This is a genomic window from Streptomyces sp. NPDC047042 (genome assembly GCF_040644035.1).
Classification (GTDB): Bacteria; Actinomycetota; Actinomycetes; order Streptomycetales; family Streptomycetaceae; genus Streptomyces.
In genome coordinates this window covers 14,956-32,581 of sequence record NZ_JBEYVP010000027.1, presented here as the reverse complement: position 1 = coordinate 32,581, position 17,626 = coordinate 14,956, and the positions used below count along the sequence as shown (strand labels likewise).

The window sequence follows — 17,626 nt, the reverse complement described above, 5'->3', positions numbered from 1 at the left end:
GCCGGCCGCCTCACGCATCCCCACCAGGGCTCCGAACACTCGGCACACTCGGCACCCGCGACAACTCGACCCCGAACCGCTCCCGGTACACGGAGAGCACCTCACTGTCGGCCCCCAGCTCCCGCACCTCCTTCTCCCCACCCGGCGCCGTCACCGTGAGACTCCGCCCGCTGAGCGTGATCCTCCCGCCGTCCTCCGTGACCCGCGAGCAGACCAGCGACCGCGTGAAGTGCGACTCGGGGGAAGTGCTGTGCCACCACGCCCCGGCGACGAAGTCCCCCAGCACCCGAGGCCGCAGCTCCAGCCGATACCGACGGCTCCCGTCCCGCACCACGTCCAGGTCACCCGCGCCCGCACCCGCGCCCGAATCCGTCCCCGAGTCCATCCCCGACCCCCTGTCCACCCCGCCGCCCCGCACCCCCGCCGAGTCGGGCCCCGCCTCGACGATCAGGAACGTACCGCCCGGATCCTCCTGCTCACCCCGCTGCCCGAAGGCCAGCGGACGGTGGCTGTGCGCCCCGAAACCCACATCGACCAACCAGTCACCCCCCTCCGCGTCCACCGTCCCCACCCGCAGCGCGAGATGGTCGTACGGGATCCCGAGCCGCCCTTCGTCGCCGTACACCCGCGCCGCGAGCAGCGTGACGTCGAAGCCCAGCGCCGTCAGCAACGCCCCGAAAAGACCGTTGAGTTCGTAGCAGAACCCGCCCCGCCGGGCGCCCACCACCTTGTCGAACAGCCGGTCCTCGGCCAGCACGATCTCCTCTCCGAGATGGATCGAGAGATTCTCGAAAGGCACCGACACCAGGTGCCGCAGTTGCAGCTCGCGCAGCGTGTCGAGGGTGGGCGACACCGGGCGCTCGACGCCCAGCCGACGGAGGTAGGCCGCAGCCTGTGCGGAGTTCATGGCCTCAGTCTCTCGCCACCCGCAGCTCACGGCCCGCACCGACGACCGCCAACGCCCCGTCCTCGTCCGTCCTCAGCACCACGGCACCCCCGTTCCTGAGCGCCGCCACCGTACTGGGAGCGGGATGCCCGTACGTGTTGTCCGCGCCGCACGAGATGAGGGCCAGCCTCGGTGCCGCCGCCCGTATGAGCTCTGGGTCCTGATAGGCGGATCCGTGGTGGGCGACCTTCAGGACGTCCACTGCACGCACCGCCCCGGCGGCCGGCGAACCCAACAGCGCGCGCTGGGCCGGGGGTTCCAGGTCCCCGAGGAGCAGCAGGCGCAGCCCCGCCGACCGGACGAGCAACGTGACACTGGCGTCGTTGGCCCCCTCCGGCTCGGGTGCGGGTGCCGGCCGCGGCCACAGCACCTCCCAGTCGAGGTCACCCGTCCTCCGCCGCTCCCCGGCGACCGCACGCGTCACGGGGATACGCCGGGCCGCCGCCTCCCTCAGCACGAACTCGGCCTGGTCCTCGGGCTCCTCGAACCCGGTCGTCTCGATCGCGCCCACCGAACGCCCCCGCAGTACCCCGGGCAGCCCGGCGACATGGTCGGCGTGGAAGTGGGTGAGGATCACCAGGGGCACCTTGGTGATGCCGAGGTCGCGCAGACAGTGGTCGACCAGCGCCGGGTCGGGTCCGGCGTCCACGACCACGCCGGTACCCTCCCCGGCCGCCAGCACACTCGCGTCGCCTTGCCCCACGTCGCACATCGCGAACCGCCACCCCGGCGGCGGCCACCCGGTGATCGCCCTGGTCAGCGGCGCGGGCCGCACGACCACCAGGAGCAGCAGCACCCCACAGGCCGCGCACCACCAGGGGTGCCGCAACAGCCGCGCGCCCACGAACACGACGAGCACCACGCACAGCCCCAGCAGCAGCGCGCCCGTCCAGCTGCCCGGCCAGTCCACTCCCCCGCCGGGCAGCGCCGCTCCCGTGCGGGCGATGTCGACGATCCACCCCGCGGGCCAACTCGCGCCCCAGGCCAGCGCTCCGGCCACCGGCATGGCCACCGGCGCGGTGGCCAGCGCCCCGAAGCCCAGCACGGTGGCCGGGGCGACGGCGAACTCGGCGAGCAGGTTGCACGGCACCGCCACCAGGCTCACCCGTGCCGACAGTACGGCCACGACCGGCGCGCACACGGCCTGGGCGGCACCGGCGGCGGCCAGCGCCTCGGCCAGTCGCGGCGGCACCCCGCGCCTGCGCAACGCCGGGCTCCAGCGGGGCGCGAGGGTGAGGAGGGCGCCGGTGGCGAGGACGGAGAGCAGGAAGCCGTAACTCCGTGCCAGCCAGGGGTCGTACAGCACCAGCAGCAGGATCGCTGTCGCCAGCGCCGGGATCAGTGACCGGCGGCGCCCGGTCGCGAGGGCGAGCAGTGCGACCGATCCGCAGGCCGCGGCCCGCAGCACACTCGGGTCGGGTCTGCACACGACGACGAATCCCAGGGTGAGCGCGCCGCCGAACAGCGCGGTCGTCCGGAGGGAGATGCCCAGCCGGGGTGCGAGACCACGCCGTTCGACCTGCTGGGCGAGGGCGGGCGGGCCGATGAGGAGGGCGAGGAGGATCGTGAAGTTCGCCCCGCTGACGGCCATGAGGTGCGTGAGGTCGGTCTCCTTGAACGCCTCGTCCAGCTCGGGTGTGACACGCGAGGTGTCCCCGACGACCAGGCCGGGCAGCAGCGCCCGCGCGTCCGCCGGGAGATCCTCGGTGGCGTCCCGCAGCCCCGCCCGCAGCCGCCCGGCGAACCGCTGTGCCGCCGACGGTGGCCCCACCACCTCCGGCGCCGCCCGACCCCGTACCCGCAGCACAGCCGCGATCCGGTCACCGCCGGTCAACGCGGGCACGAGCCGCCCGGTCACCTTCAGCCGCGTGGACGGCAACAACCCCAGCCAGGGCGAACGCTCCGGCCCGGCCCCCGCCTTGGCGCCCGGCCGGCGGAAGGGCCCCGCCCTCGTCGGCTTCGCGCTCATGTCGACGGTCACGAGTACGGGCGTCCGTGTCGCCGTCGTGCTCCCGTCGGGCGACTCGATCCGCCGGATCTCGGCGTCGAGCAGTACGGCGCTCGGCGCGGCGTGAGCGCCCTGGATCCGGGGCCGGGAGAGCCGTGGATCGGAAGTGAGCTCCACCTCGGCCGTCACACTGGCGTACTGTCGCGCCAGCCCCGGCACGGGCCCCCTGCGCAGATCGGCCCCGTGCAGTCCGGCGGAGGCGGCGGCCGCGGCGACGCAGAGCAGCACGCAGGCCACGGAAACCCGCGACCAGTTGCCCCGCCAGGGCTGTCGCACCGCCGGCAGCCCCGGTCCCGCCGAGGTCCGACGGACCAGCAGGAGCACTCCGGCCACGACCGAACAGACGACCGCGACACCGGTGACCCAGCCGGGAGGGGCATCCAGTGTCAGTGCCGCTGTCGCCCATGCCGCCAACGCGGGCGGCACCAACCGCAGGTCTGTCGGCCCTTCCTGCCGGGGGTTCGCCTCCCCGAGCCGCTTGCCCGAGGCGGCGTGCACGGACCGACGGGCGCGAGATGTCCGACCGTCGGGGACGTTCTGCTCGTCGAGCCGGCGAAAGTCGTCGTGCGCGTCCCCCGCCACCGCGTTCCGAGCGCGATGCTCCGATTCCGGGGTGCCCGGTACCCGGCTCATGGCTGCACGAGGTTTCGCAGATCGGCGAAGCGTCGGTCGCCGATGCCGTTCACCTCGCGCAGTTCGTCGACGGACCGGTATCCGCCGTGCTGGGTGCGGTAGTCGACGATGTGCTGCGCCAGCACCGGCCCGACCCCCGGCAGGGTGTCGAGCTGTTCCACGGTGCCCGTGTTCAACGAAACCGGCGCCACCGGTCCAGCCCCCGCCCCGCCCACGGAGCCGCCCGCTCCCACGCCACCCGAGCCGGCCGCCCCGCTCACAACCGTGCCACCCACGACCGCGCCCGATGCGCCCACGACCCCGCCGACCACCACCTGTTCGCCGTCCACCAGGAACCGGGCGCGGTTGAGCCCATCCGTCTTCGTGCCGGGCCGCACCCCACCGGCGGCCCGCAGCGCGTCGGCGACCCGCGACCCGGCCGGCAGCCGATGAACCCCCGGCTCACGCACCTTGCCGCTGACGTCCACCACGATCTGCGCCCCGGCCGGCGCCGTGACACCCCGGGGCACGGTCACGCCACTCGCGGCCCGCGCCGACCCGAGCGGAGCCGCCGCCCGCACCACTTCCGGCGCCCGGACAGGCTGGACACGCCCCGCCCAGAAGTGCTGCCCGGCGAGAACACCGGCAGCGACCAGCACCGCCGTGAGCGCCACCACGCTCCGCCGTTCCAGACCGCACCGCGCCTGCAACCACACGGGCATCCGCTCCCGCACAGCAAGCCCGGCCCGCTCCCGCCAGCCCTCAACAGGGGCCCCGTAACCACCATCCGAACCGCCACCGGCACCCGTACTGGTGCCGGTGCCAACACCGGAACTGTTACTGGTACCGCCATCGCCACGGCCACCGACACCGCCACGACCCCGCTCACGGCCACTGCCACTGCCACTGCCACCGTCACCGTCACCCGTGCCAGCACCAGCACCAGCACTGATGCCGCCACCAGCACCACCAGCCCGAACACCAGCACCAGCACCCCGGTCCCCAACAACAGCCGCACCAACGGCACCCCTGCCGTCCACGCCCCCACCAGAGCCCCGACGCCCTACCGCCGCCGGCCTACCGAGCCCCGCCACCTCCCCGTCGTCCACCGCCCCCGCATTCTGATCCCCACCCGGCGGCCCGTTCCCCAACTCCCTTCGCTCCAGTACCCGTTCGCCGAAGAGCACCTCCGCCCGCCGCCGCAGTTCATCGGCCGACGCCTGATGCTGCCGAGCCCGGCCACCGGGACGGCGATGCCGATGGCGCTGGCCATGGCCATGGCCATGACGGACGCGGCCGTCGGACATCGAGCCGCGGCCCGGGCCGCTGGTCGCAGTGGTTGCGCGTGAACCTGATCGAAATGTCATGCGCCGAGGATGGAGCAATCCGCCACACTCGCGATGATCTTGCTCAATTCCGGTGGATTACTCACCGGTTGTGGAAAACTCCGTCACCCACACGAGTGCCCCACACAAACCTCTGGGCACAGAAGACCATCACCGAGGCGAAACAACCACACCCAGCAACCCGGGCCCCGTATGCGCCCCGATCACCGCGCCCACCTCGCTCACATGCAGGTCGGCCAGCTCCGGCACCCGGACCCGCAGTCGGTCCGCGAGAGCCGCTGCCCGTTCGGGAGCGGCCAGATGATGCACCGCGATGTCGACCTGTGCACCACCCGCACGGTCGACGGCGATCTCCTCCAGGCGGGCGATGGCCCTGGACGCCGTTCGCACCTTCTCGAGCAGTTCGATGCGTCCGCCGTCCAGCTGCAACAGCGGCTTCACCGCGAGGGCGGAACCGAAAATGGCCTGCGCCGCGCCGATCCGACCGCCGCGGCGCAGATAGTCGAGGGTGTCGACGTAGAAGTACGCGGACGTGCCCGCGGCGCGCTTCTCCGCGGCCGTGACGGCCTCGTCCACCGTGCCGCCCGCCTCCGCCGCCTCGGCGGCGGCCAGTGCGCAGAACCCGAGGGCCATCGCGACCATCCCGGTGTCCACCACCCGCACGGGCACCGGCGCCTCACGGGCCGCCAGGACCGCGGCATCGTACGTGCCCGAGAACTCGGCGGAGAGGTGCAGGGAGACGATGCCGGTGGCGCCGGACTCGGCGACCTTGCGGTAGGTCTCCGCGAAGAGTTGGGGGCTGGGGCGCGAAGTGGTGACGGACCGACGCTTCTGGAGAGCCTGGGCCAGGGAACGGGCCGAGATCTCGGTGCCCTCTTCGAGAGCCTGGTCGCCGAGGACCACGGTCAGCGGCACCGCGATGATGCCGTGGCGCTCCATCGTCCGTGGCGGCAGGTAGGCCGTTGAATCGGTGACGATCGCGACATGGCGGGACATGAGCTGGAGGTTACCTGCCGTAGCTTGTGGGCGGCAGCCCGCCCCTTTCACCTGCGTCGGGACCGGAGTCGGCCCACCGGATCAAGTCGTGCTCTCCGGACGGGGTTTCTTCTGCCAGGGATAGGTGGGCTGTTGGACCGGCGGGGTGATGGCGGGCCGAGCCGGTTCGGCGGGCCGACGCCCGTCCGCGTTGTCCTCCCAGGTCTGTTGCGCCGCGCCCCCGTCGGCGGCCGGAGCCTCGGGCCAGGGCGGCGGAGCGGGGGCGGGAGTGGCGGCCGGCGTGGGGGCGGGAGTCGGTGTGGCTGCCGGTGAGGGTGTCGCGGTGGGCGTCGGCTCCACGGTCGTCCAGTGCCGCAGGGCGCCCGCCTCGACGTCGATCTGGGTCCGCAGGGAGTCCAGGTCGTCGCCGGCGAAACGGGTCGCGCGGTCCCGGGCCGCCCAGCGCAGCGAGTCGGCGGCCTGAGTGATCTGGTCGGTGCGCTCGCGCAGCGCGGGCAGTCTCGCGGCCAGCGTCGCCCGGTCGGGCTCGGACTCCAGTCGCTTGAGTTCGGCGTCCAGTTCGTGGCCGTGCCTGCTGAGCCGTTCGAAGAGGCCGAGGGACTCCTTGAGCGACTCGTCCTCGGTCACGCCCGCGTGCAGCGCGTCCTGGGTGGCCCGCATCGACGTACGCAGTTTGAGCCTGAGCTGGGCCAGCTCGCCGACCGGGCCGGGCTGGGCGTACGTCTTGGCGCGCAGGGTGGTGTCCTCGACCGTGCGGCGGGCCTGCGAGATCGTCCGGTCGACACCTCTCTTGGCCGCGCCGACCACTTTCACGGTCGCGTACACGCCCAGCACGACGAACAGCAGGAAGAGCAGGGCGACAACTGCGACAGCGGCTTCCACGACGCTCCTCCTCGTACCGGTCGCGGCCTTCGAGCCGCTCTTCAACCGTAAACGCAAAGGGCAGGCCCGGAGTTCCAAAAGAACCCCGAACCTGCCCGTAGGGGACTACCCCGAGCGATCCACCGGACCGCCCACGCCCGGCCCCGCGTCACTGCGGGCACGCATGCCCGCACTGCGGTCCGGACCGCAGCCCGGACCTACGCCGTGACGATGTTGACCAGCTTCGGCGCCCGCACGATCACCTTGCGGATCCCCGCGCCGGCCAGTGCCTCCACGACCTTGTCGTCACCCAGCGCCACCTTCTCCAGCTCGTCCTCGGAGATCGACGGCGAGACCTCCAGGCGGGCCTTGACCTTGCCCTTGATCTGCACGACGCAGGTCACGCTCTCATCGACGACGTACGCGGGGTCGGCGACCGGGAAGTCCTGGTGGACGACCGAGTCGGGGTGGCCCAGCCTGCGCCACAGCTCCTCGGCGATGTGCGGGGCCAGCGGCGCGACCAGCAGCACCAGGGCCTCGGCGACCGTGCGCGTGACCGGCCCGCCCGTCTTGGTCAGCTGGTTGTTCAGCTCGGTGACCTTGGCGATGGCCGTGTTGAAGCGCAGGCCCTCCAGGTCCTGGCGGACGCCGTCGATCGCCTTGTGCAGGGCACGCAGGGTCGCCTCGTCGGTCTCGGAGTCGACGACGGTGACCTCACCGGTGTTCTCGTCGACGACGTTGCGCCACAGCCGCTGCAGCAGCCGGTACTGGCCCACCACCGCGCGCGTGTCCCACGGCCGCGACACGTCCAGGGGGCCCATGGCCATCTCGTACAGGCGCAGTGTGTCCGCCCCGTACTCGGCACTGACCTCGTCCGGAGTGACCGCGTTCTTCAGGGACTTGCCCATCTTGCCCAGCAGCCGGGAGACCTTCTCGCCGTTGTGGAAGAACTCGCCGTCGCGCTCCTCCACCTCGGTGGCCGGTACGGCGATGCCTCGGCTGTCGCGGTACACGAAGGCCTGGATCATGCCCTGGTTGAACAGCTTGTGGAACGGCTCGACCGACGAGACGTGCCCCAGGTCGAACAGGACCTTGGACCAGAAGCGGGCATACAGCAGGTGCAGCACGGCGTGCTCGGCGCCGCCGACGTACAGGTCGACGCCGCCGTGGGGCCGGCCCTCGCGGGGGCCCATCCAGTACTGCTCGACGGCCGGGTCGACCAGCTTCTCGCTGTTGTGCGGGTCCAGGTAGCGCAGCTCGTACCAGCAGGAACCGGCCCAGTTGGGCATGGTGTTGGTCTCGCGGCGGTACTTCTGCGGCCCGCGCCCGTCGCCCAGGTCCAGGGTGACGTTGACCCAGTCCGCGTTGCGGGACAGCGGGGTCTCCGGGGAGGTGTTCGCGTCGTCCGGGTCGAAGGTGCGCGGCGAGTAGTCCTCAACCTCGGGCAGCTCCAGGGGCAGCATCGACTCGGGCAGCGAGTGGGCGACGCCGTCCTCGTCGTAGACGATCGGGAAGGGCTCGCCCCAGTAGCGCTGGCGGCTGAACAGCCAGTCGCGCAGCCGGAAGTTGACGGTGCCGCGGCCGATGCCCTTGCGCTCCAGCCACTCGGTGATGCGGGCCTTGGCCTCGGCGACGGGCAGGCCGTCCAGCGAGATGTCGCCGTTGGCCGAGTTGATGATCTTCGCGTCGTAGGCGCCGAAGGCGTTGTCCCACGTCGAGGTGTCGGTGCCGCGCCCGTCGGTCGGCTCCACGATGCAGTGGATGGGCAGCTCGAAGGCGCGCGCGAACTCGAAGTCGCGCTGGTCGCCCGCCGGTACGGCCATGATCGCGCCGGTGCCGTAGCCCATCAGGACGTAGTCGGCGATGAAGACGGGGATCTGCTCGCCGTTGACCGGGTTGGTCGCGTACGAGCCGATGAAGACGCCGGTCTTGTCCTTGGCCTCGGCCTGTCGCTCGACGTCCGACTTCGAGGCGGCCTGGGCGCGGTAGGCGGCGACGGCCTCGCCGGGGGTGGCGTGACCGCCCGTCCAGCTGTCGTGGGTGCCCTCGGGCCAGGCGGCCGGGATCAGCTTCTCGACCAGCGGGTGCTCGGGCGCCAGGACCATGTAGCTGGCGCCGAACAGGGTGTCGGGGCGGGTGGTGAAGACCGTGATGGCCTCGCCGTCCACCGGGAAGTCGACCCGGGCGCCCTCGGAGCGGCCGATCCAGTTGCGCTGCTGCAGCTTGATGGCCTCGGGCCAGTCCAGCGCGTCTAGGTCGTTCAGCAGCCGGTCGGCGTAGGCGGTGATGCGCATGTTCCACTGGCGCAGCTTGGCCTTGAAGACGGGGAAGTTGCCGCGCTCGGAACGGCCGTCGGCGGTGACCTCCTCGTTGGCCAGCACGGTGCCCAGTCCCGGACACCAGTTGACGGGCGCCTCGGAGGCGTACGCCAGGCGGTACTCGCCCAGCACGTCGGCGCGCTCGGCGACGGTCAGCTCGTTCCACGCGCGCGCGTGGTCACCCGGTACGGCGCGCTCGCCGCTCTCGAACTGGGCGATCAGGGCGGCGATCGGGCGGGCCTTGTCCGCCTCCTCGTCGTACCAGGAGTTGAAGATCTGCAGGAAGATCCACTGGGTCCACTTGTAGTAGTCCGGGTCGATCGTGGCGAAGGACCGGCGCCGGTCGTGGCCCAGGCCCAGCCGACGCAGCTGGACCTTCATGTTCTCGATGTTGGCCTCGGTGGACACACGTGGGTGCGTGCCGGTCTGCACGGCGTACTGCTCGGCGGGCAGGCCGAAGGCGTCGAAGCCCAGGGTGTGCAGCACGTTGTGGCCGGTCATGCGCTGGAAACGGGCGTACACATCGGTCGCGATGTAGCCCAGCGGGTGGCCGACGTGCAGTCCCGCCCCGGAGGGGTACGGGAACATGTCCATGATGAACTTCTTGGGCTTCGCGGCCAGCTCCGGGTCGCCGGCCAGATCGCCGCTCGGGTTCGGCGCGGCATAGGTGCCCTCGGCGTCCCAGAAGTCCTGCCAGCGTGCCTCGATGTCGGCCGCCATGGCAGCCGTGTAGCGGTGCGGCGCCGCGACCTCGGCGGCAGCGGGGTTCGTCTCGCTCATGGTCCTCAAAGCTCCATCGATCGTCTCTGCCAGTGGCTGGAAATGAAAAATCCCCTCGCACAGGAGGGGACGCCGCGCCGATGCCGACCACGATTCTTCAGCGGTCGGGACTGATCAGCGCGGCTCACTAAGCAGAAGGCGTACGGCACGCATGGCGTCAGGGTACCGCAGCCGTCGAGCGTGCCGCGACGGAGTACCCGGCGGGGGACGACGCCGGGCGCCGTGCCCCCGGGAGTCGCGGAAGTGCCCACAGAGCCCCCACACATCGCCCTCATGACTCCCTCACGCCTCAGGGGGAAACGTGAATCGCCACACAGCGAAACCTGAACCAGGTTCAAAAATTACTTCGCGTAACAACCCCTTTGGGACATCACAACGGCCTCACGGCGCTTTGGTAACAGCGCAATAACTCAAACCTCGTACTCCTCGGTATGTCTCGACTTAGAGTTCGACGCGGGACCGCCTTCCCGAACCGCTCGGAGTTGCCCCCATGAACCCTCGTAGTAACAGTTCGCTTCCCAGGACGGGCCGTTCGGCCTACGGGATGGCGACGGCTGCCGTGCTGCTCCTCATACCGGTGATCGTGCTGGTCGGAGGTGACCCGGTCCAGGACTTCCTGAACTTCGGCGCCGGCGTGCTCTCGTTGGTCGCCCTCTCCTGCTCGGTGATCTGGGGCCTGGTCGCGACCGACCGGGTCTTCCTGAACACCCGCCAGCGGTTGATCGCGCAGGCCGTGCACCGGACGACCGCCGTCTCCTCGGTCGCCTTCCTGCTGCTGCACGTCTCGGTCAAGCTGGCACTCGACCACGTCTCGCTGATCGCCGCGCTGATCCCCTTCAGCCTCGGCGTCACCGGCACCTCAGGTCTCATCGGCATGGGCTCCGCGGCCGGCCTGCTCATGATCTTCACGGCCGTCACCGGCGCGCTGCGCAGCCGCTTCGCCTCCCCGGCGCCCGTGGCGGCGCGCTGGCGCGCGATGCACATGCTGGCCTACCCGGCCTGGTGCTTCGCCCTGGTCCACGGCCTGTACGCGGGACGCCAGGCGAAGCCGGTCTTCACGATCCTCTACAGCCTGTGTCTACTCGCGGTGATCGCGGCCCTGGCCCTGCGCTCGGCGCCCCGCCCCTTCAAGCGCCGGGTGGCCGCCCAGATCATGGCGTTCCTGGGTTCCCAGGAGCGGCCGAGCCGCGAGGGCCTGGACGCGAGCCGGGCGCGCCTCGGGGAATCCTCCCTGCCGGGCTACGAGAACCAGTCCGGGGGCAGGCCCGCGCGCGGGGACGGGGGAATTCCCACGCCGCGCAGCGCGCCGACCGCGTCGCCGCTCTACGACGTTCCGGCCAGCCGCACCATGACCCCCGAGCCCGCCCAGGACGGTTTCGCGGCGGCCTACCGCGCCGTGACACCCCCGCGCGGGCAGGACACGTACATGGACCAGACCGCGCGCATGGACCTGTCGATGGACATGCAGGGGACCGGGGCGATCCCGCGCGTGGACGGCAGCACGTCGGGCAACTGGCCGATCCCGTCCCCGCCGCCCGTGGGCGAGGCTCCCGTGTCGGCGTACGACCCCATGAACGACACCGGATACAACATCCCGGCCTATGGCAATCCGGGCACGGCCGCATACGGCACGAGTGATGTGTACAACACCGGTGAGTCGAATGCGGCCTACGGCACGTACAACGCGAACGACACGTACAACAGCGGTCCCGCCACTGAGACAAACCCCGGTGCTTCCTACGGTTACGACGCACCGGGTTCGGGCGAACCTTGGAACGCGCCTTCCGGAGGCTTTAAGTGAACGAGGCTCTGCCCGACGTCCCCGAAGTCCGCGTGGTCGGGCTTCCTCAGCTCACGTCGGGTTTCGACCTTGTCGAGAGACTTGACCTGCCCATGCACCTGAAGGTGCACGGGCCGCTCGAACCGATGGGCGGCGAGCAGCTCGCGCAGCTCGCCGAACGTATTTCCCTCAAGGGCCGCGGCGGCGCGGGCTTCCCCTTTCACAAGAAGCTGCGGTCGGTCGCCGAGTCGGCGATCCGGCGCGGTGTGCGCCCGGTCGTCGTCGTCAACGCCAGCGAGGACGAGCCCGCCTGCCGCAAGGACACGGTGCTGGTCAACCGCGCCCCGCACCTGATCCTGGACGGTGCCCTGCTGTGCGCGGAGGCGATGGGCGCCCGCACCCTCGTCATCGGGGTGACACGTGAATCCACGCAGCGCTCCATGGAGGCGGCGCTCGCCGAACGCGGCCTCAACAACGGCCGCCGGTCGGCGCTACGCGCGCGCGTGCAGCGCAACCCGATCCGCATGGTCACCGGCGCCGCCGCCTCCCTGATCCGCTCCATCGACGGCGGCCCGGCGATCCCGCCCGGCCGCAAGATCAGCGCCTCCCAGAGCGGAGTGGGCGGTGCGCCCACCCTGCTGTCCAACGCCGAGACCTACGCCCAGCTGGCGATCGCCGCCCGCATCGGCGCCGAGCGCTACTGCAACACCGGCCTGTACGACGAGCCGGGCACCGTCATGCTCACGGTCTCCGGCGCGGTCGCCCGCCCGATGGTGATCGAGGTGCCGACGGGTGTTCCGCTGCGCTACGTCCTGCAGCTCGCCGGCGCCCCGCCGGTCCCGCAGGGTGTGCTGACCGGCGGCTACCACGGCAAGTGGATCGACGCGGCGACGGTCAACGAGGCGATCGTCTCGCGCAACTCCCTGGACCAGGTGGGCGGTGCGCTCGGCGCGGGCGCGATCCTGCCGATCAGCCAGGACACCTGCCCGCTCGGCGAGTCGCTGCGGGTCGCCCAGTGGCTGGCGGAGGAGAGCGCCGGCCAGTGCGGCCCCTGCTACCTCGGTCTGCCGGCCGCGGCGCGCGGTATGCAGGACATCCTCAACGGCGGCGGTCCGGCCGCCCTGGAGGCCGTCAAGCAGGTCGCCAAGTCCGTGAAACGGCGCGGCGCGTGCTCGCATCCGGACGGCTCGGCGATGTTCCTGGAATCGACCATCAAGGCGTTCACGGACGACCTCGCCGCCCATGTCCTCGGAAACGGCTGCGGAAGGCCCGTAGAAGGCGTTCTGCCGCTCTTCGAGGGCGGCCAGACCCCTACGGGCATCCCGGGTGGCCAGGCGGAGGAGGAGAGCGGCCCCAGCCGCCAGAAGATCTTCGTCGACTGGACCCTCTGCCGGGGTCACGGTCTGTGCGCCGACATCCTGCCCGAGGTCTTCGAACTGGGCGCCGACGGCTTCCCGACCGTCGCGCAGGCCAAGGTGCCCCGGTACGCGGAGGCGAAGGCCCTGCGCGCGGTCCGCCGCTGCCCGGCGCTGGCGCTGCGCATCGAGGAGGACACCAGGGCCTCTGCCCCCGACCGTCTGCCGGTCCTGTCCCAGCGGGGCGGCCGGGGCCGCCGCGCCCTCGGGAGCGGCCGCTGAGGCCACGGAGGGGGAGCGGCAACCCGGTTTGCCACTCCCCCTCCCCCGGTCCCCCTGAGTACCGCACACAACGCCGAAGGCGGGTCACCCTGATCGGGTGACCCGCCTTCAACTTTCTGTGGAGCTAAGGAGAATTGAACTCCTGACCTCCTGCATGCCATGCAGGCGCTCTACCAACTGAGCTATAGCCCCTTGCGGTGTTGCGGCCGGGTTTCCCCGGCGGCGACGCCAACATTACCGGTCCCCCGGTGCAGCACCAAATCGTTTCCCGGGGTCAGGCCGTGACGAACGAGTAGAACCGTTTGAGGGTGCAGTGCTCTTCGAGGAGCCGGCCGTAGATCGGCTCGCCCTCGAGCTCACGGTAGGTCTCGATCGGGTCGCCTTTTATGATCAGCGCCCGTGCGCATTCCTCGCACCAGTACTGGTAGTCGTGGTTCACCGGCTCCATGTCACGGACGATCGGCGTACCACTGCCGCACCAGTCGCATTTCCTCCTGTGTGCACCCATGGATCAGCTCCAGCTGTGGCCGCAGGCCGTGCACACGTAGGAAACGCCACCGTTGTCACCGAGCACCTGGGCGACATGGCCGGAACCGCAGGAAGGGCAGCTGAGACGGGTTCTCCTGCCCCGTATGACTGCCGCTTCAGGGAGGTGACCGACCTCCCTGAGGATGCTCGCAGGCATCGCAACTCCCTCCCGTCGGGCCGCGCCCCCTTCCGGCCGTTTGATTCTGCCACGGCCGGACCAATACGGTCAGCGACGCCTTCGTACCAGTCCGGACACGGCGACCTGCCGCGGCCGTCACAGCCAGCGCGAACACGCGCATAAGAAGAGCTTCCGGAGAGGTATACGCCTCCGGCCCCCCAAGTGACTCAAGCCGGTTCGGGAAGAGTCAACCCGGCCGGGATCAGGGCAGGTTGCCGACAGGCGGCCCGGGCCCACATTCCAGGCCCACCAGGGCCGGAGACGACCGCAGCCGAGGCGAGGACCGTCTGGCGCGCGGGGCGCCGCGGCCGGGGCCGGCCCCGGCACACGCGCCCTGAACGCGGACACGGAAGCCGAGTTGAGGTCCCCTCGCCACGGCGATCCGGACGGGAGTCGACCCCGCGCCGAAGTGACACACCACACACGGACGAGGCATGCAAAAAATCCCGCTCCCTGACGGGAACGGGACTTTTGTCACCGATATCTGTGGAGCTAAGGAGAATTGAACTCCTGACCTCCTGCATGCCATGCAGGCGCTCTACCAACTGAGCTATAGCCCCTCGCGTTCTTCCCGCCCTGGCGGGTGAACAAGATGAACTTTAGCCTGCGACCAGCCGGAAAGTGAAATCCGGGTCAGTCGTCGTCACCGAGGACCGGCTCGGGCAGTGTGCCGGCGTTGTGCTCCAGGAGACGCCAGCCGCGGGCGCCCTCGCCGAGGACGGACCAGCAGCAGTTGGAGAGACCGCCGAGGCTCTCCCAGTGGTGGGACTCCAGGCCGAGCAGGCGCCCGATGGTGGTCCGGATGGTGCCGCCGTGGCTGACCACCACGAGGGTGCCCTCGTCGGGCAGCTTGTCGGCGTGCCGCAGCACCACGGGAGCCGCGCGGTCGGCGACCTCGGTCTCCAGTTCGCCGCCACCGCGACGGACCGGCTCACCGCGCTTCCACGCCGCGTACTCGTCCCCGTGCCGGGCGATGATCTCCTCGTGCGTCAGCCCCTGCCAGACGCCCGCGTAGGTCTCGCGCAGGCCCTCGTCGTGGCTCACCGTGAGACCGGTGAGCTCGGCGAGTTCGCCTGCGGTGTCCGCCGCGCGCCGGAGGTCCGAGGCGACGATCGCGTCGGGCTTCAGGGAGGCGAGCAGCCGGGCGGCGCGGCGGGCCTGGCTGATGCCCGTCTCGGTGAGCTCGACGTCCGTGGTGCCCTGGAAGCGCCGCTCCACGTTCCACGACGTCTGGCCGTGGCGCCAGAGGATCAGGCGACGGCCCGGGCGCGGCTTGCGGCGGGACCCGTCGGGCGCGGAGGCGGTCACCGCAGACCTCCGAAGTCGGCGGTGTCCTCCTCGGCCTGCAGCTTGGCGTGTTCGGCGGCCTTGCCGCGGGTGGCCTTCGCGTCGGCGGGCAGTTCCAGCTCGGGGCAGTCCTTCCAGAGCCGCTCCAGGGCGTAGAAGACGCGCTCCTCGCTGTGCTGGACGTGGACGACGATGTCGACGTAGTCCAGGAGCACCCAGCGGGCCTCGCGGTCGCCCTCGCGGCGGACCGGCTTGGTGCCGAGTTCCTTGCTGAGCCGCTCCTCGATCTCGTCGACGATCGACTTGACCTGGCGGTCGTTGGGTGCGGAGGCCAGCAGGAAGGCGTCCGTGATCGACAGCACGTCGCTGACGTCGTAGGCGATGATGTCGTGCGCGAGCTTGTCGGCAGCCGCCTGCGCGGCGGCGGAGATGAGCTCGATGGAACGGTCAGTGGCGGTCACTACAAGGCTTTCGGTCGGCGGTCGGGAACCCGTACGGGTTACCCCAAGGGTCTCACGGACCGCCCACACCACCCCACGTCATTACCGGATGACTCCCCGGGAGCCGCGTCGGGCCCCCGGGGAGTGGATCGCTTCCCGGGTCACTTCGTCACGCGGGCGCCTTGAAGTCCTGGCCGAGGATCACGGAGACGTCCGCGTTCGAGGTGGCCGTGCCCTTCTTCACCGCGCTCGTCGGCAGACCCAGCGTCTTGGCGGCCTCGGTGGCGTTCTCCTTGTCGGCGGCGTCGGTGTAGGTGACCTGGGACGTGGCGCGTGCGGTGCCGGTACCGGCCTCGAGGAAGGTGAAGCCGCCGTTGAGGAGGGCGACGCGGGCCTTCTCGGTGTTGTCCTTGTCGCCGGTCGCGTTCTGGACGGAGACACGGACCGCGGCGTCCTTGTCGGGGCTCTTGGCGGTGCCGCCCAGGACGGTCTTGACGACCGCGGAGCTGGCCTGGGCGCTCAGGGTGCCGTCGCCCTGGACGGGCAGCAGCGCTGTCTTGTAGTCGCCGCCCTTGGCGAGGTCGGCGAGCCTGGCGAGGAAGCTGCCGAGGTCCTTGTCGGTCAGCGAGGGGTCGAGGATCTGCGCCAGGGTCTGCACGGTCACCGTCGCCGCCTGGGTGTCGGAGGACAGCTTGCGCAGCACGCCCTGCATGACCTGCCCGAACCGCTCGAGCTGGGCGTCCTGGGTCTCGCCGCGGGCGACGTAGGTGGCGTAGGCGACGGCCATCTTGCCGCTGAGGGTCTGGTCCTCGCCCTTCTTCACCAGGGGCGCCGTGCCCTTCTTGGCGCCCGGGTCGGGTACGTCGGCGTTCGTGTCGATGTCGATGTTGCCGACCAGTTCGACGAGGTTCTGCAGGTAGGGCGTGTCGAGCCGCCAGGTGCCCTCGATGTCGGTGCCGAGGACGGTGTCGAGCGCGTCGCGCGTCCCGGAGGAGCCGTCGTCGTCGACGGACTTGGCGAGCGTGGTCGTGGTGCCGTCGTCGTCGGTCAGGGCGAGGGAGTTGGGCAGCAGGACGGTGGCGCCCTGCTTGGTGGTGGTGTTGTCGACGAGCAGCACCGTCGAGGTGCCGCCCTTGGCGGTGTTGTGCAGATGGACGACGACCACGTCCCGTTTCTGGGCCGCCCCGCCGGTCGCGGCGCCCGCCTTCGTGTCCGAGGAGGACGTGCCGGGCAGCTTCCCCGCGTACCAGAGGTAGCCGACCCCGCCCACGGCCACCAGGGCGAGGACGACGACCAGGGCGATGACGCGGCCCCGGGCGCGGCGCTTGGCCTCCTCGCGGCGTTCGGTGCGGTTCTCGGTGAAGTTCAGCCAGTCGATGACGTCCTCGGAGTCGCCGCTGGGCTCCTCGACGAAGGCGAACTGCTGGGTGCTGTAGTCGCGTTCGCCCTGCTCCTGCGTGCTCCCCCGCGCCTGCGGGCCGTCGTTCCCGGCCGGGCCGCCCTGCTGCGGGACCTGGGGGGTCTGTTCGGCCCGAGGGGTCCGCGGCGTCGGTACGGAGGGCGCGGTCTGCTCGGCGACCCGGGGCTGCGGGCCACTGCTCGCCGCCTGCCCGTAGGGGTCGTACCCGGTGGCCGGGTTCTGGGCCCCGTACGGGTCGTAGGCGGGGACGGGCTGCTGCTGCCCGGTGCTGTACGGGTCGTAGCCGTACCCCTCGTAGCCCTGATTCTGGGGCGTCTGCTGCGCGTACGGGTCGTACGGCTGTTGCCCCTGGTGGGGCTGTTGTTGCTGGTACGCCTGTTGCGCCGGCACCTGCTGGTATATGGGCCGGCCGTAGTCGTCGTAGCCGACGATCTCGTACTGCTGGTCGCCGTCGTACCCCGAGTCGTATCGGTCGTTCACCGGTGCTCC

At 71.0% G+C, this 17,626-nt stretch carries 12 protein-coding genes and 2 tRNA genes; 2 read left to right on the top strand and 12 right to left on the bottom strand.

Translation table 11 applies throughout. From position 1 onward, the window contains the following. Window positions 1–10: 10 nt before the first annotated feature. The 6 genes from ABZ855_RS29350 to leuS all read right to left on the bottom strand — a co-directional run bounded on the left by ABZ855_RS29350 (window position 11) and on the right by leuS (window position 9,867). The gene (locus tag ABZ855_RS29350; protein WP_360811884.1) at window positions 11–907 is read right to left on the bottom strand and encodes an arylamine N-acetyltransferase; all 897 of its coding nucleotides are present in this window, start codon (window positions 905–907) and stop codon (window positions 11–13) included. Between the two features lie 4 nt (window positions 908–911). Then, entirely contained in the window at window positions 912–3,452 is a 2,541-nt protein-coding gene (locus ABZ855_RS29345) for a ComEC/Rec2 family competence protein (protein WP_360812075.1), read from the bottom strand. Window positions 3,453–3,583: 131 nt separating this feature from the next. After that, window positions 3,584–4,519, bottom strand: a complete 936-nt coding sequence (locus ABZ855_RS29340; RefSeq protein ID WP_360812073.1) for a ComEA family DNA-binding protein — start codon at window positions 4,517–4,519, stop codon at window positions 3,584–3,586. Between the two features lie 543 nt (window positions 4,520–5,062). Then, a complete protein-coding gene (locus ABZ855_RS29335) occupies window positions 5,063–5,908 on the bottom strand; it encodes a DegV family protein (RefSeq protein ID WP_360811882.1) in 846 nt (281 codons plus the stop codon). 81 nt (window positions 5,909–5,989) lie between these two features. Beyond that, complete coding sequence (locus tag ABZ855_RS29330; protein WP_360811880.1) at window positions 5,990–6,790, bottom strand: hypothetical protein; 801 nt, start codon at window positions 6,788–6,790, stop codon at window positions 5,990–5,992. 197 nt (window positions 6,791–6,987) lie between these two features. Continuing rightward, entirely contained in the window at window positions 6,988–9,867 is a 2,880-nt protein-coding gene (gene leuS, locus ABZ855_RS29325) for a leucine--tRNA ligase (protein WP_360811878.1), read from the bottom strand. Between the two features lie 490 nt (window positions 9,868–10,357). Here leuS and ABZ855_RS29320 point away from each other — a divergent pair, with 490 nt between their 5' ends. Then, window positions 10,358–11,668: a cytochrome b/b6 domain-containing protein gene (locus ABZ855_RS29320; RefSeq protein WP_360811876.1), complete on the top strand. Its 1,311-nt coding sequence runs from the start codon at window positions 10,358–10,360 to the stop codon at window positions 11,666–11,668. Further along, on the top strand, window positions 11,665–13,284 hold the full coding sequence (locus ABZ855_RS29315) for an NADH-ubiquinone oxidoreductase-F iron-sulfur binding region domain-containing protein (RefSeq protein WP_319204468.1): 1,620 nt from the start codon (window positions 11,665–11,667) through the stop codon (window positions 13,282–13,284). The genes ABZ855_RS29320 and ABZ855_RS29315 overlap by 4 nt, the downstream gene beginning before the upstream one ends. A 119-nt stretch (window positions 13,285–13,403) precedes the next feature. On the opposite strand, the gene ABZ855_RS29310 is transcribed toward ABZ855_RS29315, so the two are convergent. The 6 genes from ABZ855_RS29310 to ABZ855_RS29285 all read right to left on the bottom strand — a co-directional run bounded on the left by ABZ855_RS29310 (window position 13,404) and on the right by ABZ855_RS29285 (window position 17,617). Further along, window positions 13,404–13,476: transfer RNA gene (locus ABZ855_RS29310), tRNA-Ala, on the bottom strand. 82 nt (window positions 13,477–13,558) lie between these two features. Further along, complete coding sequence (locus ABZ855_RS29305; protein WP_044472114.1) at window positions 13,559–13,792, bottom strand: hypothetical protein; 234 nt, start codon at window positions 13,790–13,792, stop codon at window positions 13,559–13,561. A gap of 685 nt (window positions 13,793–14,477) precedes the next feature. Then, window positions 14,478–14,550: transfer RNA gene (locus ABZ855_RS29300), tRNA-Ala, on the bottom strand. Between the two features lie 73 nt (window positions 14,551–14,623). Then, entirely contained in the window at window positions 14,624–15,298 is a 675-nt protein-coding gene (locus ABZ855_RS29295) for a histidine phosphatase family protein (RefSeq protein ID WP_360811873.1), read from the bottom strand. Further along, window positions 15,295–15,738, bottom strand: coding sequence for a ribosome silencing factor (rsfS, locus tag ABZ855_RS29290; protein WP_318320388.1), 444 nt, complete (start codon window positions 15,736–15,738; stop codon window positions 15,295–15,297). The genes ABZ855_RS29295 and rsfS overlap by 4 nt, the downstream gene beginning before the upstream one ends. Before the next feature lie 148 nt (window positions 15,739–15,886). Continuing rightward, window positions 15,887–17,617 (bottom strand): LytR C-terminal domain-containing protein, encoded by a 1,731-nt coding sequence (locus ABZ855_RS29285; protein WP_360811871.1) that lies wholly within the window; start codon window positions 17,615–17,617, stop codon window positions 15,887–15,889. Between the last annotated feature and the right edge of the window lie 9 nt (window positions 17,618–17,626).

What these genes read in the sequence shown, in the direction of transcription:
- ABZ855_RS29350 (WP_360811884.1), bottom strand. Translation starts at nt 907, where the DNA reads ATGAACTCCGCACAGGCTGCGGCCTACCTCCGTCGGCTGGGCGTCGAG.
- ABZ855_RS29335 (WP_360811882.1), bottom strand. Translation starts at nt 5,908, where the DNA reads ATGTCCCGCCATGTCGCGATCGTCACCGATTCAACGGCCTACCTGCCG.
- leuS (WP_360811878.1), bottom strand. Translation starts at nt 9,867, where the DNA reads ATGAGCGAGACGAACCCCGCTGCCGCCGAGGTCGCGGCGCCGCACCGC.
- ABZ855_RS29320 (WP_360811876.1), top strand. Translation starts at nt 10,358, where the DNA reads ATGAACCCTCGTAGTAACAGTTCGCTTCCCAGGACGGGCCGTTCGGCC.
- ABZ855_RS29305 (WP_044472114.1), bottom strand. Translation starts at nt 13,792, where the DNA reads ATGGGTGCACACAGGAGGAAATGCGACTGGTGCGGCAGTGGTACGCCG.